The organism is Chloroflexus sp., assembly GCF_049970315.1.
Lineage (GTDB): Bacteria > Chloroflexota > Chloroflexia > Chloroflexales > Chloroflexaceae > Chloroflexus.
This window is the reverse complement of sequence record NZ_JBMFNE010000007.1, coordinates 81,943-106,735: the sequence shown is the minus strand read 5'-3', so window position 1 is coordinate 106,735 and position 24,793 is coordinate 81,943. Positions and strand designations below refer to the sequence as shown.

The 24,793-nt window shown below is 54.4% G+C and carries 19 protein-coding genes; 2 read left to right on the top strand and 17 right to left on the bottom strand.

What is annotated here, in order from left to right; translation table 11 throughout:
* Window positions 1-269: 269 nt before the first annotated feature.
* The 11 genes from ACP5OT_RS07135 to ACP5OT_RS07085 all read right to left on the bottom strand — a co-directional run bounded on the left by ACP5OT_RS07135 (window position 270) and on the right by ACP5OT_RS07085 (window position 16,594).
* Complete coding sequence (locus tag ACP5OT_RS07135; protein ID WP_428131742.1) at window positions 270-1,340, bottom strand: glycosyltransferase; 1,071 nt, start codon at window positions 1,338-1,340, stop codon at window positions 270-272.
* Entirely contained in the window at window positions 1,337-1,744 is a 408-nt protein-coding gene (locus tag ACP5OT_RS07130) for a hypothetical protein (protein WP_424674986.1), read from the bottom strand. Before ACP5OT_RS07130 ends, ACP5OT_RS07135 begins: the two co-directional genes overlap by 4 nt.
* A gap of 58 nt (window positions 1,745-1,802) precedes the next feature.
* Window positions 1,803-2,834 carry a GDP-mannose 4,6-dehydratase gene (locus ACP5OT_RS07125; RefSeq protein ID WP_424674985.1) on the bottom strand — a complete coding sequence of 344 codons (1,032 nt, stop codon included), beginning with the start codon at window positions 2,832-2,834 and terminating at the stop codon, window positions 1,803-1,805.
* 95 nt (window positions 2,835-2,929) lie between these two features.
* Window positions 2,930-5,002 carry an FG-GAP-like repeat-containing protein gene (locus tag ACP5OT_RS07120; RefSeq protein ID WP_428111098.1) on the bottom strand — a complete coding sequence of 691 codons (2,073 nt, stop codon included), beginning with the start codon at window positions 5,000-5,002 and terminating at the stop codon, window positions 2,930-2,932.
* Between the two features lie 153 nt (window positions 5,003-5,155).
* Window positions 5,156-6,229: a glycosyltransferase gene (locus tag ACP5OT_RS07115; RefSeq protein ID WP_424674983.1), complete on the bottom strand. Its 1,074-nt coding sequence runs from the start codon at window positions 6,227-6,229 to the stop codon at window positions 5,156-5,158.
* Window positions 6,230-6,243: 14 nt separating this feature from the next.
* Window positions 6,244-6,771: a hypothetical protein gene (locus tag ACP5OT_RS07110; protein WP_424674982.1), complete on the bottom strand. Its 528-nt coding sequence runs from the start codon at window positions 6,769-6,771 to the stop codon at window positions 6,244-6,246.
* A gap of 14 nt (window positions 6,772-6,785) precedes the next feature.
* Entirely contained in the window at window positions 6,786-9,764 is a 2,979-nt protein-coding gene (locus tag ACP5OT_RS07105) for a glycosyltransferase (RefSeq protein ID WP_424674981.1), read from the bottom strand.
* Entirely contained in the window at window positions 9,761-11,611 is a 1,851-nt protein-coding gene (locus tag ACP5OT_RS07100; RefSeq protein ID WP_424674980.1) for a glycosyltransferase, read from the bottom strand. The genes ACP5OT_RS07105 and ACP5OT_RS07100 overlap by 4 nt, the downstream gene beginning before the upstream one ends.
* On the bottom strand, window positions 11,608-12,834 hold the full coding sequence (locus ACP5OT_RS07095) for an ABC transporter ATP-binding protein (RefSeq protein WP_428111094.1): 1,227 nt from the start codon (window positions 12,832-12,834) through the stop codon (window positions 11,608-11,610). Before ACP5OT_RS07095 ends, ACP5OT_RS07100 begins: the two co-directional genes overlap by 4 nt.
* On the bottom strand, window positions 12,831-14,732 hold the full coding sequence (locus tag ACP5OT_RS07090) for an ABC transporter permease (RefSeq protein WP_424674978.1): 1,902 nt from the start codon (window positions 14,730-14,732) through the stop codon (window positions 12,831-12,833). Before ACP5OT_RS07090 ends, ACP5OT_RS07095 begins: the two co-directional genes overlap by 4 nt.
* On the bottom strand, window positions 14,705-16,594 hold the full coding sequence (locus ACP5OT_RS07085; RefSeq protein ID WP_428111090.1) for a polysaccharide deacetylase family protein: 1,890 nt from the start codon (window positions 16,592-16,594) through the stop codon (window positions 14,705-14,707). The genes ACP5OT_RS07090 and ACP5OT_RS07085 overlap by 28 nt, the downstream gene beginning before the upstream one ends.
* A gap of 184 nt (window positions 16,595-16,778) precedes the next feature.
* On the opposite strand from ACP5OT_RS07085, the gene ACP5OT_RS07080 reads away from it, so the two are divergent.
* Complete coding sequence (locus ACP5OT_RS07080; protein ID WP_424674976.1) at window positions 16,779-17,633, top strand: alpha/beta fold hydrolase; 855 nt, start codon at window positions 16,779-16,781, stop codon at window positions 17,631-17,633.
* A gap of 20 nt (window positions 17,634-17,653) precedes the next feature.
* On the opposite strand, the gene ACP5OT_RS07075 is transcribed toward ACP5OT_RS07080, so the two are convergent.
* Genes ACP5OT_RS07075 through ACP5OT_RS07065 form a run of 3 tightly spaced genes read right to left on the bottom strand, consistent with a single transcriptional unit; the run spans window position 17,654 to window position 19,977 of the window.
* Window positions 17,654-18,847: an MFS transporter gene (locus ACP5OT_RS07075; protein WP_424674975.1), complete on the bottom strand. Its 1,194-nt coding sequence runs from the start codon at window positions 18,845-18,847 to the stop codon at window positions 17,654-17,656.
* Between the two features lie 6 nt (window positions 18,848-18,853).
* Window positions 18,854-19,174, bottom strand: a complete 321-nt coding sequence (locus ACP5OT_RS07070) for an MGMT family protein (protein WP_424674974.1) — start codon at window positions 19,172-19,174, stop codon at window positions 18,854-18,856.
* 44 nt (window positions 19,175-19,218) lie between these two features.
* A complete protein-coding gene (locus ACP5OT_RS07065) occupies window positions 19,219-19,977 on the bottom strand; it encodes an SDR family oxidoreductase (RefSeq protein WP_424674973.1) in 759 nt (252 codons plus the stop codon).
* Between the two features lie 158 nt (window positions 19,978-20,135).
* Between ACP5OT_RS07065 and ACP5OT_RS07060 the strand changes: the two genes are divergently transcribed.
* Window positions 20,136-20,843, top strand: coding sequence for a DUF6483 family protein (locus tag ACP5OT_RS07060; RefSeq protein WP_428111086.1), 708 nt, complete (start codon window positions 20,136-20,138; stop codon window positions 20,841-20,843).
* Window positions 20,844-20,914: 71 nt separating this feature from the next.
* On the opposite strand, the gene ACP5OT_RS07055 is transcribed toward ACP5OT_RS07060, so the two are convergent.
* The 3 genes from ACP5OT_RS07055 to ACP5OT_RS07045 are packed head-to-tail and all read right to left on the bottom strand — an operon-like array spanning window position 20,915 to window position 24,750.
* Window positions 20,915-21,511 (bottom strand): anthranilate synthase component II, encoded by a 597-nt coding sequence (locus ACP5OT_RS07055; protein ID WP_424674971.1) that lies wholly within the window; start codon window positions 21,509-21,511, stop codon window positions 20,915-20,917.
* The gene (locus ACP5OT_RS07050) at window positions 21,489-23,213 is read right to left on the bottom strand and encodes a GAF domain-containing protein (RefSeq protein WP_428131739.1); all 1,725 of its coding nucleotides are present in this window, start codon (window positions 23,211-23,213) and stop codon (window positions 21,489-21,491) included. Before ACP5OT_RS07050 ends, ACP5OT_RS07055 begins: the two co-directional genes overlap by 23 nt.
* Window positions 23,214-23,223: 10 nt before the next feature.
* Window positions 23,224-24,750 carry a DUF512 domain-containing protein gene (locus tag ACP5OT_RS07045; RefSeq protein WP_428131737.1) on the bottom strand — a complete coding sequence of 509 codons (1,527 nt, stop codon included), beginning with the start codon at window positions 24,748-24,750 and terminating at the stop codon, window positions 23,224-23,226.
* Window positions 24,751-24,793: the final 43 nt, after the last annotated feature.

The window sequence follows — 24,793 nt, the reverse complement described above, 5'->3', positions numbered from 1 at the left end:
CCGCTTTTGCCATTTTCCAAAAAACCTTAGCGTCCTTTGCGTTCTTCGCACCTTTGCGTTTATCGTCCCTTGCGCCTTTACCAAGTGACAGGCGTAAAGGGGCAAAGACGCAGTGGATATAACGCAAAGACGCAAAGGACGCTAAGATGTTGTTGTGATAGCCGCTAGCCCGCTTTTGCCATTTTCCAAAAAACCTTAGCGTCCTTTGCGTTCTTCGCACCTTTGCGTTTATCGTCCCTTGCGCCTTTGCTTCCTCTGCGCCTTTTCTTCTATCCGATGGCGTGCAACCGGTCGAGGATGGTCTGTGCACTCCGCTGCCACGGCCACTCACGCGCACGGATCACCGCTTGCGCGCCACGCATACGGGCTTCGTCGCGATAATGATACACGCGGCGCAACAACTCTATCAGCGCATCAACGTCTGGCTCAGCCCACCGTGCACCAACATAAGGACCACTCGCTGCACCGGTTGGGACTAAGCCACGGATCGGCAAGGGGTAACCACATGTTTCATCAAGGAATTCGGTCGGACCACTCCACGCAGTCGTAATCACCGGTACCCCGCACGCCATCGCCTCAAGCACCGGCATCCCCCACCCTTCGCCACGGCTCGGCAAGACAAAACAATCCGCACTGCGGTAAAGTTCGGCCATCCGTGCCGGACCGAAGGTCTGGTTGTAGAAGACGGTCACCGGTGGTGCGTGATCGCCAAGCACCGCTGCCAGCTCACGCAGCGGATTACCAGGAGCACGATGATCGATCTTCAACACCAACACAACCGGATCGCTTGGCCTGAATGCAGCCCGATAGGCCGCCAGCAGCACATCCCAGCCTTTGCGTTTACCCCACTCAAAGACCGAAAGAAAAACCGTCCGATCACCTAAATCGCGACGTGGCGGGCCGGGTGCAAAGACTGCCGAATCTACACCCAATGGTACAACGTAGACCGGTCGTGTGATGCCGCTAGCGATAAACACCTCGCGCCCCCAGGCGGTTGGTGTCCAGACTTCGTCCATTAGGTTAGCCTGCTCAACCCAATGAGCCGGCAACCGATCAGTCTCAAGCATCGTGAAGCCGATCCGGTAAACACCGCTATTTTTACAAAACAATTCACCGCGACCATACACCACTTGTGGCACGTCGAGCCGGATAGGTAATTGTTGCAGCGAGCGGATCAACGGCGGGATCGAGCCGTACACCTGCTCGGCATAATCTGCATCGAACAGATACAACGGGCGTACCGCCAAGCCAATCTCGTTGAGTGCCGCCACAATCGCTCGTGACGAGCTGCTATAACCGGTTGGAGAAGCGAAGGTCGAATGCCAGACGAGGTGTGTCATGGGTGGTGTTGAGACGAAGCGTGACCCTGTTCGAGAGCGGCCACGCGTTCGCTCAGGGTCTGCCGAAGCGTCCGTTCGGCATCGAGATGGGCAATCAAGCTCTCGATAATCCGGGTGAGAGTCGCGTGAGTCGCATTGATCTGAGCAAGTTCCGGGCCAAACAACCACCACGCCAATCGGCGGCGAAAGCGAGCCATCACCGATATTGCCGGTGGTGGCGTAATCGCCCATGCCTGCCGTAATTCCTGTACCTGTTCGGCAAGATAGGTGTCACGCGCCAACAACTCACTCAGGTCGGTAAACTGACGATAATCAACCGCAGAGCTATGCAAGGCGCGCGCAATCGCTGCCGCAAGCGGTTCCTCATCATGCGGATGAACAAGGTGTGGGCCTTGAGCGGTCATATAATCTCCGGCATGCAACAGTTCGAGTGCCGTATGCTCCATGTATACCACGCGCGCATCAGCGGAACAAGTGCAGATGATCGCGAATCCAACTCACCATCCGCTCGACCCCTTCGTAGACCGAGACCTGTGGCCTCCAGCCCAATTCTTGCTCAGCAAGTGTAATATCACTGATATAGACCGGTTGATCACCGGGCCGCCAATCGCCGTAGCGCACCTCAATCGCACGCCCAACCAACCGGCTCAGGAGCGGGCCAAATTCAGCCCAAATCGACAAAGCATTCTGCGGTCCGCCACCAATATTGTAAATCCGCCCACTCACACGATCGATCCGTTCGAGAGCCGCCATATACGCCGCGATCAGATCATCAACGTAAAGCATATCGCGCACCTGCTTGCCGTCACCATAGATCGTAATTGGACGTTCGAGCAGGGCCGCGATCGCAAAGTGCGCCGCCCAGCCTTGATCCTCAACCCCAAACTGGCGCGGACCATAAATGCATGACTGGCGGAAGACCACCGTTTTGAGGCCGTAGATGCGGGCGTAATCGCGCACATACTGATCGGCAGCGCCTTTGCTACAGCCATACGGCGAATGGAAATCGAGCAACTGATACTCAGGTACGCCGTTAGGCAAATCACGATAGCGATACCGCGTCGCCTCTTCAACCACGTCAACCGTCTCCATTCCTCCGTAAACTTTGTTCGTCGAGGCAAAGAAGACAATCGGCGGTTCAGGGGCAAGGCGGGCCGCTTCGAGAATATTCAGTGTACCGAGCGCATTGATCTCGAAATCGCTACGCGGATCTTGCACTGATGTCGTCACTGCGACTTGGCCGGCAAGATGGTATACCACTCGGTGACCGGGAACGACCGCCTGCATTGTCGACGCATCACGAATATCGGCATGCACAAAGCGTAGCCGGTCGCTATACCGCTCTTGCAGCCAGGCCAGATTGAGCGGCGTGCGTGGACGACTGAGGTTATCAACAATCGTCACAGTTTCGCCTTGGCGCAGCAAATAATCGGCCAGATTACAACCGATAAACCCGGCGCCGCCGGTGATGAGATGAAGAGAGCGCGGTATCATAGGTTGTCTCTAGCGAACGTCACCACTTCATTATAACAATACGAGCGGTTGTCCGGCAACAAAACCGAACAACCGCTCACACCACTCAAACAGACCTAGCGTGTAGTGATCGGGATAAATGTGGTAAATACTTCATTAACTACCCGCACAGTTACTGGTAATGTTACTGAGGGGAAGCCACTACCACTGAACGTGATGTGGGCAGTGTACGTACCAACAGGCTTCCCGGCCACATTGACCGTAATGTGCAGGGGCACACCAGCCGTTGCGTCGCTCAACGAAACGTTCGTGTGGCTCAGCTGAAGGATATTGTGTGGATCATTCTCGGCAATGGTCACATTGATCGGGGTCCCGTCGTTTGAACCGACACTGAGCGTATAGGTAGACGGCTGTGACCCATCGGTCAGGAGGTTCAGGGAAGTAACCCCAAGCCGTAGACCACGAGCGCGGAAGAGACCATTATGGGCCGGATCTCGTTGGAATTGGGGCCAAGGTGCGCTATACGGCTGATACGGGCCGGGGCTACTCGAGATTACCTGCTCGAGATCACGCCAGACGTACACGAAGGCTTTATTCTGCATACTCAACACAGCAGAGCTCGTATGCGAGCCACCCACCACTATCTCGAGCTTACCGTCATTATCAATATCGGCAATTGCCGGTGTATTACGGATCGGCATCCACATAAACATCGATTTCTTGCCGCTGAGTTTGCAGTCTTGCGCTATCTGCCCACCGGTCGGACAACTTGCCGTCAATTCTTGACCGGCGCCATTGTAAATCATCACCGAATTTTGTACGACGATAAGCACCTCATGCGAGCCATTCCCATCAATGTCGGCAATAAGTGGATTGTTAAAGGGCTCAGACATATCCGCCCCTTCTTGCGTCGCACCACGCACCTCAATATTCCAAATCGGGTTCGGATTGTCATACCGCCACGCAACCAATCGGCCACCGGTTGGTGGTGTAGGCACAGGTGGGTTATTCGACCCACCAGAAGCCACTGACGCGACAATCTCCAACCGCCCATCACCGTCAATATCACCGATTGCCGGCGAGGAAGCCACGCATTCCGGTGCATTGAGCGTCATTTTTTCAACACCGTTTGCAGCGTTAAAGATCTTCACCCATTTGCCCGGTTTGGGATTACCGCCATAAAAACAACCACTACCTACAACCACTTCGAACATACCGTCATTTTCAAAATCAGTGATCGCCGGTGATGAAAGGATGAGCTGATCGAAGCGCACTGCCCATAAGAATCCTTTACCAAACCCAATCACTTTTCCACCATCCTTCGCACAATAGATTGGGTCAGCCACAAAGGTTGGATCGGACGGAAATGCGTACAGAAAGCCGCGTGCGCTTTCGTAGTACGAGTTTGTCTCAGGGAAGGGAGTAATGCTGTGCGGATTACAGACTTGACCCGGCGTGAAGTCGGTGCCGACGATAATCTCTTTACGGCCATCGTTGTTCACATCGGCAAAAGCTGGCGATGACCAAATCGTATCCATCGCAAAGTATTTCCAGCGCAACGTCCCGTCTTTGTTCAGCACGTGCAAATACAAATCGGCAGCACCAGCAACAATGATAATATCACCGTTGCCATTAACATCGGTGACAGAGGGCGTATTGATAACAGCGTTATGATTGCTAATGGAGCTCCGGTTAATAGGATAATTCCACAATTCCTGACCTGTCGCGGAGTAAGCCCGAACTCCGCCAGGACAATTTAGCGGATTAATTGTACCATACCCAACGATTACCTCTAATCCTGGACGAGTCGGATCAATATCAAACAATGTCGGCGCTCCGTTCAAGAGACTGTCATCGGTTCCGAGATTAGCACACGTAGCAACCTGTACCGTCCACTTAACTTGACCGTTCTTGTCAAGGGCAAATAACTTCCCACTCCGATCACCGATCACAATTTCCAAGCCGTTGCTCAGATTACCATCGAGATTACCAACCACCGGTGAGCTACGAATGATCCGAACACCGTCAAGTGGCTTACCGGCAAGAGTATCATCATCTTGCAGCTTGGTAGGATGAGTAAAACCAGGTTGCGAATTAACCGCATTTTGATAATAAGCCAAAGTAACGGCGGGGACTACACTTAACACTAATAGGCTGATCAAAATAATGCGAAGGCGGCGCCGTATCATATACCCTCCCATTGACAAACCTTAAAAGTTTCTGATCTTCATGAAAGCATGTCTTTGGGCCGCCTACTATATTACATAAGTCCTATCCCAACTTAGGAAAGCTGTCGAATGATAACTATGAACGCCTTACCATCCCCAAGCACGACAACAGGATCACCGGGCCAGCACCCGCAAACGCTGCACGATCCGCTCCGCAGCGTGCCGCCACGTCCACCGCTGGGCAACCTCAGCCGCTGCTACTGCACCTACTGCCTGGGCTTCAACGCGATGTTCGTAGACGTACCGCATGAGATAAACGAGGTGATCAAAATCTGGCTCGGCCCAAGACCAACCAATGTAGTATGGGCATTTAGCTTCGGCCGGGATCAACGAGCGCACCTGTAACGGATACCCGACCCCCGCATGCAAGAATTCCGTTTGAGCGCTCCAATTAGTAGCAATCACCGGTAAACCACACGCCATCGCTTCAAGGATCGGCAATCCCCATCCTTCGCCCCGACTCGTAAGGACAAAACAGTCGGCACTACGGTAAAGCGCACCCAATTGTGATCGCGACAAATACTGATTATACAAAATCGCAATCGGCGGCCCATTGGGCGGCAATTGTAATTCGGTGATCTGTTTTGCAACACTCACCGAAGAGTCAAAGTTATTGATCCGCAAAACGAGCAGAACATCATCATGACACGTAAAGGCACTACAATAGGCGCGTAGCAACAGTTCTGGCGCCTTGCGCTCACCCCATTCAAAGATAGAGAGAAAGGTGAAGCGGTTATCAATCGGATATCTAGGAATGTGAGGATTAAAATGATCGGGATCGTAGCCGAGCGGCATTACGTAGATCGGACGAAACACACCGGCAGCGGCAAACACCTCGGCACCCCAGTGACTCGGTGTCCACACTTCATCCATTCGATTACATGCCGCTACCCAATCGGACGGTAAGCCATTTACCTCGAGCATGGTATAACCGATCCGGTAGCCGCGATGCTCGGTATAGAATAGATCGGCCTGATCGTAACTCACTTGTGGAATATGTGTCGGCAACGGACGGCTCGCAATCGCCTGCAATCGCGGATGAGTAATTTCGGACGGCATATGCCACGGAGTCGGACGATGGAACAACTCGACTCCTAACCGATCGAGTTGAAGCGCAATCTCTTCAGAACTTACAGAATAGCCAATTGGCAATCCCCAACGTGACTGCCAAATAACGCGCAGATTCATGAATGCTTGCTCTGTTATTCCGATTTAGATTGGTATACGGCCAACTGCTGTCGAACTTCCATCAGGTGTTGCCGTGACATTGCCAGTTCATTGCGTAAAAGATGAACCTGTTGTTCAATCGCTTGTAGACGATAACGATATTCATTGAGTTCTTGCTGTAACGTCTGTTGGCGAACCAGCAACGATTCCACCACGCGGGTCGTTGCACCGTGGAACTCATTTGCTTGTAACCACGGAAATATCACATACCAGCGCGTTACACGTCGAATGAAATGCTGAAGATGTACCCGTAGCCGGGTCAACAACCGTTGATCAGACGGGAGTTCAACACGTAACGGATCGACCGACCACAACTGTTGCATCATGTGCAGATTCGTCTGGAGATATTCATCGCCATCGATAGACGGTGGTGCAGAGACCGAACTCGCAGCCGCATCTGCTTCAGGGGCGGTCTCGCGATTATCTTGTTGCAGAGCATCAGCGATTGCTTTCATCGCACCTGCCACGCTATCACCTTGGAAGCGAACCCAATAGACACTCATTAGACCCACCTCCTTTATGGATCAATCGTTTCCAAGCGTTCCATAATGCGATCAACGGCATGTCCCCACGTCCACTGCTGATGAACGACTGATGCTGCACGTAACCCGATTGCTTGCGCCTCTGCCGGATGCTCATAGATGTAGCGCATCAGATACCGAAGATGATCGATATCGGGATCGGCCCAGCGCGAACCGGCATAGTAGGGGGAACGGGCAACGGCCGGAATTAACTGGCGAACACGCAACGGATACCCTAATTGGTCATTAAAAAATTCGCGCTGTGCTCCCCAATCAGTCGCAATAACCGGCAACCCACACGCCATTGCTTCCAAGATAGGCATCCCCCACCCTTCACCACGTGTCGGCAACACAAAGCAATCAGCACTCCGATAGAGACCGCCCATTTGATGCTCGGCAATCTCTTGATTCAAGAGAACGACGATACGAGGTGCATGAGAACGATTCGTCAATTCATGGATCCGCTGCTGCACATTAAAGTGTGGATCGTGATTAAACACCTTGAGTACGAGGACAACATCATCACTGCGCGTAAATTCACTCACGTAGGCTTGTAACAAGAGTTCGGGAGCTTTACGCTCAATCCATTCAAAGATCGATAGAAACACAAACACGTTTGCCGGCTTGTTCTCTTGGATATGAGGATGAAAATAATTTGGGTTAAACCCCAGTGGGATCACGTGGATTGGCCGGCGCACACCCGAAGCCATAAACACATCGCGCGTAAAATGACTCGGTACCCACACTTCATCCATTTGGTTAGCCTGATAGACCCAATCCGCCGGTAGGGTGTCAGACTCAAGCATTGTAAATCCAATCCGATAACGTCCACTGTTTTTAATAAATGCATCACCTTGGCTATAGACTACCTGCGGCAACGAAGTATCTTTTGGACGATTCCGCAACTGATCGAGCCGTGGATCACGGGTTGGCGGTTCGGTGTAATCGGTACCGAAAATACAGGCTAAACGCACATCAACCCCGCGCCGGTCAAGTTCGCGTACAAATTCCCGTGATGAGGTCGCATACCCGGTAGCGTGGGCAATCAGGGAATGCCAGAGCAAACCACGCTGATAACGCTGGCGTTGAAAATAGTTACGCCATTTATTCAAAAACACTCGCTGACCGTGGCTAAACATGCGCCACCAATCAGCATTGTTAAGCCGCGTGCTCGAGTTCTCGTGGTGAATAACCTTTGCACCACCAGTACAGACAACCTTGAAACCGGCTTGCATCGCTCGTAGACAGTAATCGGTGTCTTCGTAGTATGAAAAATAGGTCTCATCCAGCCCACCGATCGTCTCGATCACATCACGACGGATGTACATGCAAGCACCGGTTACCCCCTCAACCTCACGTATCCCCGGATACTGGCCGATAAAAGGTTCGCCACCCCCAATTTGATACCCCCAGAAATTATGTTGGGGCATATATGTACCGGCATGCTGCAACAATCCATTTGGGAAGAGGAGTAAACAGCCTACAATACCGTAGTCAGGATGATCATTAGCAACAGTGCGGAGATGGTCGAGCCATGTCTCCTCGATAATCTCAGTATCGTTGTTCAATAGGAGCACATCATGATCGGGCGGCGCTGCTGCTATCCCTTGATTCACGCCGGCAGCAAACCCTCGATTTTCGGAATTAGCGATCAGCGTCACATCCGGTTGGTCACGCAGCCACTCAACCGTCCCATCGGTACTACCGTTATCAACCACAATCAGACGATAGGGAACGTGGCGCGTCTTGGCCCGTAAACTCGCAAAACAGCGCTGGGTAACCGCCAAACCATTCCACGTTAACACAACAATCGCAACTGGCGGACGTTTGCCGGGAGTAAACGATTTGCCCTGAGGAACGGATACTTCTTGAGTAGTCGGCGGCTCGGCTTGCGTTGCTGGATGGGAATTGAGTTGCATATCGGTACCGAGATGATGGCTGTTATCAACGGTAGCCGATGAACTGACCTGTTCCGCAGCCGAAGATAAATCCCTTACCGGAACCAGATGCGTTTGCAGCGCAGCCTGCAAACCGGCAATACGTGTCTTGCGCTCAATCGTTATTGCATCGGTGCGCAATGCGACCAACTTCGTCCGAATCAATTCGGTATCGGTCGTACTCCACCCCCTTTGGCGAGCAATCATCGGCAACATCAGCAATGCATGAGCATATGCCGAGCGTAGAACATCACTCATTCCTAACGAAGCTCGTTCATGGAGCTGCACTTGCTCGGCCGGAAAAACTAGCTGATGAAGTTCATCAGGTGAACGATGTTTCAACAATAGACGCCAACGTTGCCTTTCGATAATATGTGTGTGTCGTCGACCTTGTTGTGTCAAGGCTCCCTCGTGATGAACCAATGTCGCCGAGTCAGCCAATTCGATACGCCATCCGGCAGTCTTGGCCCGTAAACACAGATCGACATCCTCAAAATAAGCCGGAAAGAATGCTTCATCGAACAACCCGATCTGTTCGAGCATCGCTACTCGCATGCCCAAAGCCAAACCAGCCAGATAATCGAGTGGCGTATCTTCAGTGAGTGCTTGGCGATTGCGCCCATACCACAACGGTTCGATCAAGGTACCACCGGCATGTTGAATGTGACCGTCGGGAAAACGAGCAAGGCTACCGACCAAACCAATCGTCGGATCGTCAAAGGGTACCAACATCCCCTCTAGCCAGTGGGGATCGGCCATCGTGTCTTGATTTAAGGCAATCACCACTTCCGGTCGCTGTTCCTCGGCTAATGCCGCACGGATACCGGTATTGACAGCTCCGGCAAAGCCAAGCTGTTTTGGAACGTCGATCAACGTTACTTTCGGGAAGGTCTCTCGTACAATTGTCGGGCCGGCGTCAGTACTACCGTTATTCACAACGATCACATTAGTGAGATTGATCTGTTCTTGCAGAGATTGCAAACAATTGTGAATATACGCAGCACCTTGAAATAACGGAATAACAATCTTGGTATTCATACAATATCGAGTATACGGCTTATTTGCTCGATTATCTGCGACTGCATCTCGTCAAGATCAAGTATACGCTGTTCAAGATCGATGACGTGTTGATGCAACGGCGGCAATGTATCCCGTAATCGTTCACTGTCCTCATGGAGGATTTGTAGATTGAACTGCAGGGTTTGCAAGGCTTGTTGCATCGCTTGGACGAGCGGTCTCAATTCAACAAGCTGCTGCGTTAACGATGCTAAATGAGTTGCAACATTCTGATTGTGAATCTGCTGCTGGTTCATTAATGCAGCATACTGCTCATTTGCACGACTCATGTACACATCTAATGCACTGGCAAACCGATACAACACATTCACGACTGTTCCGTTGAAATCACGCTGCTGCGCTGCCAGTGTCGCAATTCGCTGCTCAAGCGAACCATCTAATCGACGCTGTATTTGTTGCCGGATAGTTGCCAACGGCGTTGGTGTAGCCATCGGCAGATTGACGCTCCACAGCGACTCCAACGCCTTGATGAGCTCGTTTCGCTCATGAAGAATGCGGTTAAGATTGTCTTCCATTGCTTGCCCGTAGTGTTGCTGATTTTTCTGAAGCGGCTCGACCCTACTTACTGCTACCACTGACGGCATCGATTGCTGGAGACCGGCTTGCTCAACTGCATGTCGCACGATCCGCAACACCGGCAGTGCAACCTTTGACCAACGCAATTGTTGACCCAATGTAGCCGCATTAGTGCCCTGCACCATCCGACGCTGCGGATCGGTTAACAAACAAATGAGCGCAGCGGCTACCGCATCACTATCACCGACCGGAACAACTTCTCCGGCATGATGCTCGGCGATCAACTCGGCTGCGGCATCTCCGGCACTCAGAATACTCGGACGACCGACCCATAAATGATCGAGCACCCGCGACCGCACGGCAGCGTAGCGTGTCTCCAGATGCTCGCGGTGTAATGATACCATAACCGTCGCTTCGAGCAGAAAATCCGCCCGTCGCTCGTAAGGGATCCATTCCTCGTAGAAGTGGACGCCTTTGCCCAGCAAACCGAGTTCAGCGGCGAGCTGACGTGTCTGTTGAGGAGTATGCATCTCATAGCCCAAACCGGGGTGCTGCCCGGCAAGAAACACCAGTCGTGCGTTAGGGACTGTTGCCAACACTTGTAGCATTGCCCGCACCACCGTCTGCGGATCGAGCCAGTCCCACAACCCACTGCTCCACAGAATAATCTCGTGGTCGGGGCCAAGATCGTCGAGTACACCACGCAACGCCGGTTGACCACTCGCCTGCGGTGGATCATCACTCACGCCGAAGGGCACAACGTCGATCAGACGGCGCAGCAGGGGATCGGTATCAACAAGCTCCGGCGTCAAGCGGCCCAATGCCAACAAGCCACCGATATACAAATCTCGCTGACGCTCGGTAGCACAGAGAAAATGATCGCCGCGCCGTAATAAGTCACGCAAGAGTGCGACATCGCGTTCGGCTATGTACCGACGCTCAGCCATCGGATGGCGGCGAAACAATTCCAGATTCTCGAACGCTACCGGATCATAGAGATCGATGATTAGCTGTCCCGCATACGTCAATACTTCCGGGTGAGCGGCAGCGACAAAACCATTGATAAGTGCGATGGAAGCGGTCGCGAGGTAGGGGACAAGACTCGCGGCTTCTCCCCACCGATAATGACCATATGTTACACCCGCGGTTGGTGGTAAGTCAATCGGATGTGGTGCGATCAAGGTCACCGGTAGCGTATGCGCCAGGACTCGCGCCAGTTCCCACATCCGAATCCCCGGCCCGGCCATCCGCCGACCGATCACATCATGAGCGATGATCAACAGTGTGCTCATCCATGCCAGCTCCAACTTCCATCGATGAAGAGCATGCCGTAACGCTGGCTAACCCCATCACTGTGTACAACGAGCGGGTACATACGGTCGTGAACATCAAACTCGTGTAACTGCGTGCAGTCGGTGGCCGAAGCACTCACTAAATATCTACCGCCCAACAATGGTAAACGTGGAATATGGTAATCGATCTGACCAGGTCCATCAATGAAAGGTATGTGGTATCGGTCGAAACCGGTGTTGGGTCCGGTTAACCACGGGCCACTCTCGTGATTAATCCCGACTCCAAATACCGGATACTCAATCCGTTCGTGGGCAACGTAGTGAATACGTATCGTCAGCGGTTCGTGAGTACGAAACGTAATCCGCTCTTGACCATTCCGGTCGAGTAACTGCACGCGCGTAATCTCTACTTCGCGTGTGCCACGCCGCATCCGTTCACGTACATCATCGGGGAGTTCGCGTTCTTGCTGCTCAAACTCAGCTCGCTCCCGCTCATTCACATCGGCAAGGTAGGCATCAACCACTTCGTGCGCCGGACCAAAGGCTTTCATCTCGCCGTGATCGAGCCAAACAGCGACATCGCAGAGCGAGCGTACCACATCGAGCGCATGTGACACGAAGACAATCGTCTTCCCGGCGCGCCGAAAACCGTAAATGCGGTCGATACACTTGCGCTGGAATGCCTCATCACCAACGGCCAATACTTCATCGGTGATCAGGATGTCGGGATCAACCGCCGTCGCCACAGCAAACGCGAGCCGGGTATACATACCCGATGAGTAGTGTTTGACTTCCGTATCGAGAAAGGGGCCGATTTCCGAGAACTCGATAATTTCCGGGAGCTTGCGCATCATTTCCTTACGGCTGAAGCCCATCAGGGAGCCGTAGAGAAAGACGTTTTCCCGCCCACTCAGTTCGGGGTGAAAACCGCTCCCAAGCTCAAGCAATGCTGCGATTCGTCCACTGGTTGTCACTCGGCCACTCGTCGGTTCAAGCACACGGGTCATCAATTTGAGGATCGTGCTTTTGCCGGCGCCATTGTGACCAACCAAACCAACACTTTGGCCTTCTTCGACGGCAAAGCTCACGTCACGCACTGCCCAAAACACCTCTGCCGGCGGAAGACCACGGATCAGTCCCACGAACCGCTCTTGAATGGTTGAAGCCTGTTGGCGCCGTACAAACTGACGCGAGACCCTATCAAACTCGATCACGATACTCATAACTCTTCACCAAAATGGCGACTGGTGCGCTGGAAAACCCAGTACCCCACTGCCAACACAATCAGCGCAGTGACGCCAACGCGCAGCAGAGCACCGAGCGCCGGCACTCCCGGCGTCGGGATCAGACCGACCGGCACGGTATTACCGTAAATGATTTCGCGGTAGAACTCGATAATCGAGGCTAATGGGTTGAGCCAGCGAATCACCCGCGCCGCAACCCCTTCGCTAATCGTACTGAGCGGATAAATGATCGGGGTAAGGAAGAACCAGATGTTGATCACAATACCGATGAGATGTACCACATCGCGAAAGAAGACGGCACCGGCGCCGAGCAGAAGGGCTAATCCGGCGAGAAAAATCGTCTGCAATGCCATGATGACCGGCAGATAGACAATGCTCCAACTCAGGTTGAGCCGGCCAAGCGTGGTGAGCTGAACAACCAAGATCACCAGAAACATCATCGGGAGCGAGAGGATGAAGTTCAGCAAACTTGAACCGACTGCCACGAGTGGTAGCACTTCGCGCGGAAAGTAGACCTTCTTGACCAGTGCCGCATTGTCGATGATGCTGCGTGTACCGCTAAGAACTGCTTCAGCAGTATAGTTCCACGGCAGCAAGCCAACAATCACAAACACCGGAAACATCGCAATGCCGTTAGGCAGCAGAAAACTAAAGACGATGACGTACACCATCATCATGCCCAACGGCGCAAGCTGCGTCCACAGATAACCGAGAGTACTACCTTTGTAACGAGCGCGTAGGTCACGAAGCACCAGATTGCGGATCAATTCGCGGTATTGCCACAGCTCTTGCAACTTCGGCAACACCCCGGCGCTCCGGTCAAAGGCAATCCCACCAACACCCAACATCGTACCGACAAGCGCTGCCAGTGCGATCAGTGGCCACTCATAGCGCGGTTCGGGCGCAGTTGGCAAAGCTGCCGGCACGCGGAAGGCCGCACTCACCTGATCGGCATCAAAGCGGGCGCCGGCATCACGAATCAGGAATTGAATGGCCGCCTCAATCGTGCGGAGTTGAGCAATCGTCCGATCACGCGCGGCAAGTTCAGCAGCGGCCGCCGGATTATCAGCGGCGCATGTCTGTAATGCTGCTTCACGAGTCGCTGTATCGGTCAACCCCGTACTCGCGCAGAGCGCATCGAGCGTTGCGTTGCGGGTATTAATCGCAAACCGCCAGAGATCGTAACGCGACTCAAGAGCCCGCGTCACATCACTCATTTCTTCACCGGAGAGTTCGGCCAAAGTGCGCGGTGTACTGAACGGTTCAATCGGGCGAGAGAGTGGCAAAGCTTCGAGACGCAAAATATCGCGCAACAACCATGCAAAGCGATCATTGGGGGCCGGTATTTGGCCGTTAAGCGCTTGCCACAATTGCCAGCCCAACATATTGCGCAAGATTTCGCGGCCACCGGCAGCCCTAATCTGACGCACCAGCTCGGCCGCACCGGCATCGGCCAGTGCCTTTGCTTCAACGGCATTACCGGCGATACCGCGCACTATCACCTCACCGGGAGTTTGGGGTAGATACTCTACCCGAAAATCAGGTCGGCCAAGACGTACATCAGCGCGGGCCAACGCATCGAGGCGTAGCGCTTCGGTAGCATCGGTAATCGCAATATCAATCCCTGTCAGATTTGGGGCAACCGGCTGGTAGATGGGGCCATAGCGCGCTAGATCGAACTGTACAGTGGCATCGGCATAATAGAGAATCGGGCGGGCTAAAATCGGCGGAACGGCCATACTTAACGCACCGGCGATGCAAAGGATGAGCCATAACCACTGATATAACGCCAATGCACCACGCCGCGCCGTTAATGCCGCACCGACGGCACTCCAGCCCGTGGCCTGCTTTAGCGGCTGTTTGATCGTGTTGGCCACATTGTCACCTCTATGGTCTGACCGGCTGCCAGATCGATCCGTAACCAACCTCGCGCTTCCCACTGTGTACGCGATATGATGTTGTGATCGATGGCTACCGCAGCAGTATCTGAAGGCAGATTGATCATCAGTCCTACCAGATCGTAGGGGGATAGATTCGATAGGTGATACCGCTGCGCCGGCTCACCATTGCCATACCCGAAGCTATCTGCAGACGTAGTGGTTACCGGAGTAATCGACAGCGACATTCGCGCGATCTGCCAATGAGCGATCTCACTCAGCGGTGCGACCCAGACATCGCCACGCCTGACGGTATAGGATACCACATCTTCCCACGCGGTTTGTTGAGCGACGCTCGTCACTTCCTCGGTATGTGCCCAGATATCGATCATACCGCCGACAGCAACTGCCCGCTCAATCTGGACAATCGCCATCTCAGCCCGATCCGGCGTGAGATAAAAGTCAGGACATGCAAGAATGCGGCCTTCACGTCCCGGCAACCAGCGGCACTGTGGATTACGAACCAGACCCTGTTCATCGGTAGGAAAGAGGTTGTAAGGACCATAGTCGCTGAGGCGGGTTACCGAGCGAATCCCGAGTTGCTCGATGACATCCCAATTTGCATCACTCATCCCAGCACTACTACTCCACGGGAAGGCCAACGAGCGCGCATTGCCAACACCGCGTTCGGCAGCAACCGTATTCCACGCTTCGAGATCGGCCCGCCACGTGGCGGCATCAGCATAACCACCGTATAAGTGGCTGAAGGTATGACTCTGAATTTCGTGCCCGGCAGCCAACAACGGCTCAATCTGATCGCCAAAATACCACGCCGGGTCGGTAGCAACGGTGCCGTAAGGGTCATCGCCAAACCACCGATGCGTCACCCAGCGGTCGCTCCGCCAACCGTTAGCCACCGATGCCCATGGAAACACCGGATCGCCCATAAACCGACGTTGTTCCCGGTTCCCCATCAGAAAATTGTACCCGGTTGCATAGTACGTCGCGCGCACGTTATGACGGGCAAAGATAGCCATGCTGGTTTCTACGCCGGTACGCATGCGCATCCCCCGCATCACCGGGTCTTCATCGGCGCGCGGATCATCAACCGACCGCGAATGGACCAGCCCACCCATTGCCGTCTCCCAATCGAAGGTGAAGGCCACGGCAGCCTGATACCCTTCCGGCCAGAGCGCAATCTGGAGCAGTGATGTCGGTTCGGACGATTCGGCGATTGGCAATGATGCCCCACCACGTTGTAGACGTGGCATATCGAGGTAGATGCGATCGTCGGACGACGGCTCGATCCGCACTCGCAGGACACGGGCCGGTTCCGGCGCCCGGACAGCCCCCCCGATCGTCGACCAACTCGCCGGTGGTCGGTCGGGTGTCCACAGAACAACGGGTTGCCACGCAGTCACTGCCTGCCGGAACAGCTCCCCGCGCTGGTCATACCACTCAAATACGAGCCGCGCACGTGTAGCCGAACGCAACATCGAATCGGTGAGCGCAGCGACGGTGAAACAGTAGGTTACACCCGGTTCTACCGTTATCGGCGGTGTTTGCGCGTAGTTGGCAATACCGATCAATTGCAGACCACGCCCATCGCCATCAAGATCAAAGCCCTGTCCATCAACCGCCGGGCCATGCACTTCAACCCCGCCGGCGCCACGACTCCAGCCGGCAGGGAGGCCACTTACCTCGCCGGGAACGGCAAACTGCGCATTTGGTAACAGATTGGGATCGAACAATGGTAGTGCAGTACAACGGTCGAGCCGCTGACTGATGAAGAGGAAGACACCAACTGCACCAATAATGAACGAGAAGATGATGGCGCCGAATGCAAACGGGCGTGAAATCATGCGATCAACTGTCGTATGGTATTGTTGCCGGTAGTCATCTACCGCGCGGCTGCATTGTACCACAATATCTTCACCAATTGTTGCCGGGTTTCACCGTGACACATTGGCATATCTTTGCTAAAGTGGCAAGAGTACATACGATGCAGCCCACATCGCATTCCTATGGACATTAAGGAGTGAACATATGCAAACAACGGCAACGGCGGCAATCGATGAGCGGTTCGTCACGGTTGATGGTTTTCGCTTACGAGTCTTGACCGCCGGCCAGGGACCGGTGGTTTTGTTATTGCACGGCTTTGTTGTCAGCGCCGACGATTGGATTCCAACGATACAGACATTGGCAACTGCCGGATATTGCGCTATCGCACCCGATGCGCTCGGCTTCGGTGCATCGGATAAACCAGGGGGAGCAGTCTATACGCTACGTCGCTACGCCGACCTGAATGCTGGCGTGCTGACAGCCTTTGGCGTTGAACACACAGCCGTGATTGGACACTCAATGGGTGGCAAACACGCACTGGCGACAACGATCCTCCACCCACACCGGGTCGAGCGACTGGTGATTGTCGATAGTGAAGGCTTTATGCGATTACCACTCTTTATGCGTAAAGGCGGTTCGTTGCCGTTCCTTGGTGAAGCGATAGCAGCGCTTTCTTCCGTCCCATTCGTGGTTAACATGCAGTTGCGTGCTGCTTTTGCCCAACCCGACCGCTATATTACTCCTGAGTTGGTGGCGCGTGGGCACAAAACGTTGAGTGACCCGGCCATTCGCAATACGATGGTCTCGTTGAGTCGCTTCTACGATGCGAACGATCTGCATGGAAGTGGGTTATGGCCGCGTCTTGCCGAGATTCGTCAACCGACGCTCATCATTTGGGGCAAGGAAGATCGCCTCTTCCCGGTTAAGTGTGCGTATGAAGCAAAGCGTGTCTTGCCGCATGCACGGCTCGAGATAATTCCCAACTGTGGTCATTTCCCAATGATTGAAGCTATCGATCATTTCCATCAGTTGGTGCTAGCGTTTCTCCAGGAGAAGTGAGTTCGTCGGCAACAAGGCGATTATGCCGCTGAACGATGATGTCGGTGCAATTCAAACATCGCCAACCGGCGTGTCGCCACCAAAGCGAGTGCCAAGGTGCTCAGGCAGATAATTGTGACTCCCGGCCAACCGGCGATCTGCCAGCCAAGACCGGGAATTACGCCACCGAGGGTTCCACCAAGATAATAGGCAACCAAGTACAGCGCACTCGCCGCGCCTTTCGCGTGTTGGGCTAATTGATTCACCAGGGCCGGAGCCACACCTTGGGCAATAAACATCCCGCTACACAACGTCCATAAGCCAATCGCAATTAACGGCAGGTGAGGGAAAAGGGTTAATCCAATGCCACCCATAGCGATGAGCAACCCGATGGTGATTAGACGCGAGCGGGCATAACGCGCCGAGAGTCCCCCCGCCCATGGTGAGACGATCACTCCGGCCAAATAACTTACGTAGGCCAGCGCAACAATAGCCGGTGGGAGGGTAAAGGGTGGTGCGCTGAGGTAGTACGGCAGATAGGTGAAGATGCCGAGAAAGCCAAAAAATAGTGATCCGGCGATCAGATACGCACTGCGCAGATGACGATCGGCGAGATGCGTCACCACTGCCCGATAGGCTTGCCCGCAACCACCACCGGCCACAGGGCGATCACGCGGTAAACTTAGCCAGAGACTGAACCCACCCGCCAACGTTAGCCCGGCAAAGACGATAAAACTGGCCCGCCACCCCCAACTATCGCTGATCAGACCGCCCACAACCCGACCACTCAATCCGCCGGCCACATTCGCCGCAATCCAACTCCCAACCGCACGACCTAACTCAGCGGCAGGTAAGCGATCACCAAGGTAGGCCACTGCTACTGCCGTCAAACCAGGAATGCATACACCTTGGAGGGCACGCCCCACCAGCAACATCCCAAACGATGGTGCTAATGCACAGAGCAATGTCGGGAGGCTAAGCACGAGCACACTCCCAACCATCACCGGCCAGCGTCCCCAGCGATCACTCAGCGGACCGACGGCCAACGACCCAAGTGCAATCATCACCACCACCACCGATACACTGAGGCCGGCGGTGGCCGGTGCAATACCGTATTCAGCCGACAATTGGGGCAAGATAGGCTGCGTCAGGTACATGTCGGAGAAGACGATCACACCGGCGATGTACAACGGGATTAGCCAACGGCGAGTAGCCGCAGCGGTTGCGATGGTCATCGCCTGCTACTCCACATCGTCGCCCGTCCACAAAAACCGGTCGAGATCAACAAGATACGATTCATCGACATCAACACCCTCGGCAAGCAGACGCGCCCGCTGCTCATCAGCAGCGTACACATTGCTAATCCGTCCGCTGCGATTAATCACACGCCACCACGGCACGACACTCTGTCGAAGCAGGGCATGCAGGGCATAGCCAACCAGACGCGCCTGACCGGGCAAACCGGCCAGTGCGGCAACCCGGCCATAAGTGCAAACGCGCCCCGGTGGAATGCGCTGTACCACAGCATAAATCGCAGCGTAAGATGATTCCGGATCGGTCATGATCGAAGATGATGGTGGGTACCAAAGGCTACCCACCACGACACTTACGCTAAACGGCCACCGTCAACCGGCAGCGTCGCGCCGGTAATAAATGACGCCTGCTCAGAGCAGAGCCAGACTACCGCGTTCGCGACCTCTTCCGGTGAACCAAGCCGGCCAATCGGCTCACCTTCGGCGAATTGGGCCAACACTTCAGGATCACCTTGGGTAAAGCGGTCGATCATCGCGGTATGGATGGTACCAGGACAAATCGCGTTGACCCGAATGCCACTGCGGGCATACTCAAGCGCCGCAGCTTTGGTAATCCCGACGATCCCGTGTTTACTGGCAACGTAAGCGGATACACCGCGTGAACCGGACAAGCCGGCAACCGATGATGTATTCACGATTGCTCCACCACCCTGTTGCAGCATCTGTCGGATCTCGTATTTCATACAGAGCCAGACACCCTTGAGGTTAATATCGATCACACGATCCCACACCTCTTCGGGATAATCGACCAACATAGCCTGTACACCTTCGATACCGGCATTATTGTGAGCGAAATCGATCCGCCCAAAGGTATCAACCGCTTGCGCAATCAACTGCTCAACCTCATTACTCTGTGAGACATCGCAGCGTACAAAGATGGCATCGGTATTTGCAGCGCGGCATAGCGCAACCGTCTCTTCACCGCCGGCGACATTCACATCGGCCACAACCACCTTTGCCCCCTCGCGCGCAAAGGCCAACGCCGAAGCGCGCCCAATCCCACTTGCCGCGCCTGTCACCAACGCGACTTTCCCAATGAAGGGTAACTCCATCGTATCCTCCTCTAGCCAATCTCTGCGAGATGTATCATACCATAAGCTACGACCGCGCGGTTATGCGGTGCGACCAGATCAAACCCATTGCGAACTCTCAACCTCACTCGCAGCCAAGTACGTTTGACAACCGACCATTGTTTAGGTACATTACCCCTATGTACCGCGACGATTACATCTTGCGCATGATCGCCCAATTCGGCGCGATTATCCGCCACATTCTCGGCCTCTACCGCGACGGCAAATCGCCGCTCGTGCGGATTGCGATTGACAACGCCTACCGTGATCGATTAGGTATTGGGAGCGATCACGTAGCCTCGTTAAGCGATCGGCAATTGCTGGCATTACTGCGGTTTCACAACCAGAATGAGGATTGGTGGAGCGAGGGTGCATACCTCGCTGCGCTGCTCACCATCGAAGCACGCCTGCTCAGCGATGATGGGGAGGAAGACGCCGCCGCCACGCGCGCCTTGCTGGCGTTGCAAGTGGTGATTGAATGCGCGCTGGCAGCGCCGGAGCCATTGCCGGAATACGCTCCAACCTATACCGACCTATTGGGATTGCTGCGCGATTACGTCGTGCCCGCTCCCACGCTAGCTGCACTCCTCACTTTGTGCGAGCGGCAAGGTGATCTCGCGCGCAGTGAAGACCTTGTGCATGAATTGTTGACGCGTGAGCCGCTGCACTGGCTGGCAACGGCACAATCATTCTATCAACGGCTGCTGGCCCGCAGCGATGCCGAGCTCGCCGCCGCCGGCCTATCGCGGGCCGAGGCGTTGGCCGGGTACGCTGAGCTTGATCGCATTGCGCTAGCCGGCCCACCCGCCGATGGCGTAACCTGCCCAAAAGAATTAGAACACGGATAAACACGAGTTTGACAGATGACTACGGATCGCGAAAACCGTGCAGATCCGTTACATCCGTGTGAATCCGTGTCCTAATCCTCACCACTCCCTGCACTCACCGGCACACTGGACAAGAAATTGGCCAGCATCTGTTTACCACCCTCGGTCATAATCGATTCAGGATGGAACTGCACACCCTCAACCGGAAACGAACGATGGCGCATACCCATAATCAGCCCATCCTCCGTCCAGGCCGTAATTTCCAGTTCAGCGGGAAGATCCTCACGACGGACAATCAGTGAGTGATAGCGGGTCGCCATAAACGGCGACGGCAAGCCGGCAAAGACACCTTGCCCGTTATGATAAATGGGCGACAGCTTCCCGTGCATCACGAATGGCGCGCGCACGACTACACCACCATACGCAGCACCAATCGCTTGATGGCCCAGACAAACACCTAAGATCGGAATGGAGCTACCCAATTCGCGGATCACATCAACGCTGATCCCTGCCTCAGCAGGCGTACATGGTCCGGGACTAATCACGATCCGGTCAGGCTGACGCGCCGCCACCTCGGCAACTGTGATTTGATCATTCCGAACGACATCAACCGTCGCACCCAATTCACACAGATACTGATAGAGGTTATAGGTAAACGAATCGTAGTTATCGATTAACAAAACGTTCATAGGAATGCTCCTTTGCCGATGCCCCAGCTCGATCGCGTTCATCCTGCGTCAAAATAAGCCCTTTTTCACGAGCCCGGATCAACGCCTCGACGCATGCAGGATCAAACTCACTCCCGGCCCCACGGCGCAACAGCGCTAAAACCTCATCAACCGCCATCGGTGGACGGTACGGGCGATGGCTGGTCAGCGCATCAAACACATCGGCGACGGCCACGATTCGGCCAAACAACCCGATCGCTTCACCGCTCAACCCCTGTGGATACCCGCGCCCATCGAGACGCTCGTGGTGATGAGCGAGTGCCGACCAAGAATTGCGCAGTAGTTCCAGTTCGAGTAGGCCATTATCACGCAAGAACTCCATTCCATACAGCGGATGCCGGCGCATCTCGGCAAATTCTGCTTCTTCGAGACGACCCGGTTTTTTGAGAATATGATCGGGCACCCGAATCTTACCGACATCGTGGAGTTTACTCGCCACACGCAATTGATAAATCTGATCGTGTGGCAGACCCAACTCTTGAGCAATCGCCACCGAAAAATCGCTCACCCGCTGGCTATGGCCACGGGTATACGGATCTTTCAGATCGATAGCACCGGTAATCGCATCAATAATCCGGGTAAACAGGTTATCGGTTTCACGGTAGAGTTCGGCCAGTCGGATCACCGTTGCTGCTTGCGACGCCAACATCTGAAACAGTGTAATATCTTCAGCAACGAAGGGCCGGTTATCACGTGGATTGAGGGCTTGAGCGCCACCGATAATCATTCCCTCTATTTCACCACGCTCGCCACCGAGCACAATCCGGGGTGAACGGAGGGGAACACAGAGAATTGCACGAGTTTGAAACCCACTACGCTGATCCAGCCCTTGATAAAACCGGTGATCGTGACGTACATCGTTCACCACAACCGTCACGCCGGTTTCGATGACGTGGCCAATAATCCCTTGCCCCTGCGGAACCCGTAACGATTCCACCCGCTCACTATGTCTACCGCCGGCAACATGTAAGACCAGATCGTTGCGTTCACGGTCGATCAGCCAGATCGATGCCGCTTCAACGTCAAGTAAATCGCACGCATAGTTCATAATCCGGCGCAACAGCTCATCGCGATCGAGGGTAGCCGTCAACTGCGATACAATCTCGACTAACGCTTGCTGTCGGCGCTCACGTCGCCACGAATCTTCCAACAGACGCGCTTTTTCGACCTCGGTCACTAACCGTGAAGTCAATAGCTCAATCAAGGCCATCTCTTCGTCGTCATCCACTGCCTCAGGCGGTAAATTAAAGACCTGTACCACCCCAACCGGTTCGCCGCGCAGCAGCAGGGGAACACAGAACATGGTACGCAACGTCAACGCACCCATTTCGCCAAACGACCGATTCCAACGCGGATCGTTCGCAACATCATGTACGAAGAGCGGCTGACGTTGCTGCAACGTATAACCGACGATACCGGTATCTACCGGTAGCCGACGACCGATCAAGGCCTGACCGGCCGGACTACCTTTGACCACTTTAAAAATGAGTTCGTGGGTTGTCGCATCGTAGAGGTATAACGTTCCGGCTTCCGATGCGGTAATCTCGATAATCAAGTCGAGCAAACGGTCGAGCAGTTCGTCAAGTTCTGTACTTATAGCAATCTGATTTGCCCGCTGCACAATTGCCAAATACCGATGGAACCGCGAGTCTTGGCCGGTCATGGTATACCTCCTACTCACGTTGCGACAGCGCCTGCACATAGCGAACAATCTCGTCTGGTTCGCCGGCTACTGCCACCGGTATCCCGGCTTCAGCCCCAATCCGAGTCGGTGAATAATCATCAATAGTACGCTCACCGGTATAGTCGAACATAACGCGGGGCAGTAACGCCCGTTCACAGCCAGCCGCGCGTAACGCCGGAATGACATCTTGCGCTGTTAATAAACCGCTGACCGTGACCGTTTCACCAAAAAACTGATTAACCACAGCCACAACCGATACCGACAGATTCTCGATCCGATTGAGGCGTGCTGCCACTTGATGCATGATCGGTGCGACGAGCGTACCACACACAATCGCCAGTGTAGTTGGCCGCGAAAGCCGGGATGGTAGGCGGCGACGGACGCGCGCCCAATTATCAAGAAAATCACGCACCATACCCACGCCATTGCTGTACTGCGGCATATCGTCGTAGCGTTCTGCCGGTGGGATGGGACGACCGGCCAGCAGATAGAACTCGTCGGAAGCGTAGACGAGATGCAAGCCGAATTGTGCGTAACAGCGGGCTTGGAACAGTTCGATCAGATCGATCACAGCGGCTGCTTCGGCCGATGTATAACAACGTAGCGGCACATCGCTCACCGTGCCAAGACGTGAACAAAAGCCCAACGCTGGATCGTGCAGTGACCGATTATCGTTCGACAACGGGATCGTGGTCGGGTCTTCCCACAACGGTTGTCGTTCCCAGTTTGTATCGATCCACTCTGGCGTTTCATGCACCTGTATTGCGGCCCGGATCGTCTTTGGAGCTTTACCCTCAAACCGAAACTTGGTCAAGCCAACCGGCACGACCGAAATCGACTCAACAGTCGGATGTAGTGCGATCAAATCTTCGATACTCTGACGCAGCACTTCGCCATCATTCACCTGTGGGCAAGCGACAATTTGGGTATGAACGCGGATTCCGGCGCGACCCAGCCGCTTAATCTGTTCTCGCACATCGGGAACATCACGCTTCCCAAGCATAATTGCCCGCCAGAAGGGATCGGAGGCATGGACACTGATGTACAACGGCGACAAGCGCTGCTGCTCGATCCTCACCCAATCGGCTTCAGTCAGATTGGTAAAAGTGACGAAATTGGCGTAGAGAAACGACAGCCGGTAATCGTCATCTTTCAGGTAGAGGGTCTTGCGAAAGCCCTTCGGCATCTGGGTCAGGAAACAGAACGGGCATTTATTATTGCACGTTCGCAGTCGTTCGAACAGCGGCTCGGTAAACTCAATGCCGAGGTCTTCATCAGGGTCTTTGTCGATGGTCACCGTGCGTTCGCGACCATCAGCCGTCCGCACGAGGAGCGTTACCCGCGTTTCAGCCATCGCAAACCGATAATCGATCACATCACGCAACTGCTGACCATCGATCGCAACCAACGTATCACCGGGCCGCAAGCCGATCTGCGCAGCGATACTCTGGTCGGCGACATGCGCGATCACACCGCCTTCACCGGTAATCCGCTTAACGTCAGGCTGATATTCCACACACGCTCCTGCGAATAGATAAGGCGTAGGCCCCATACAATTG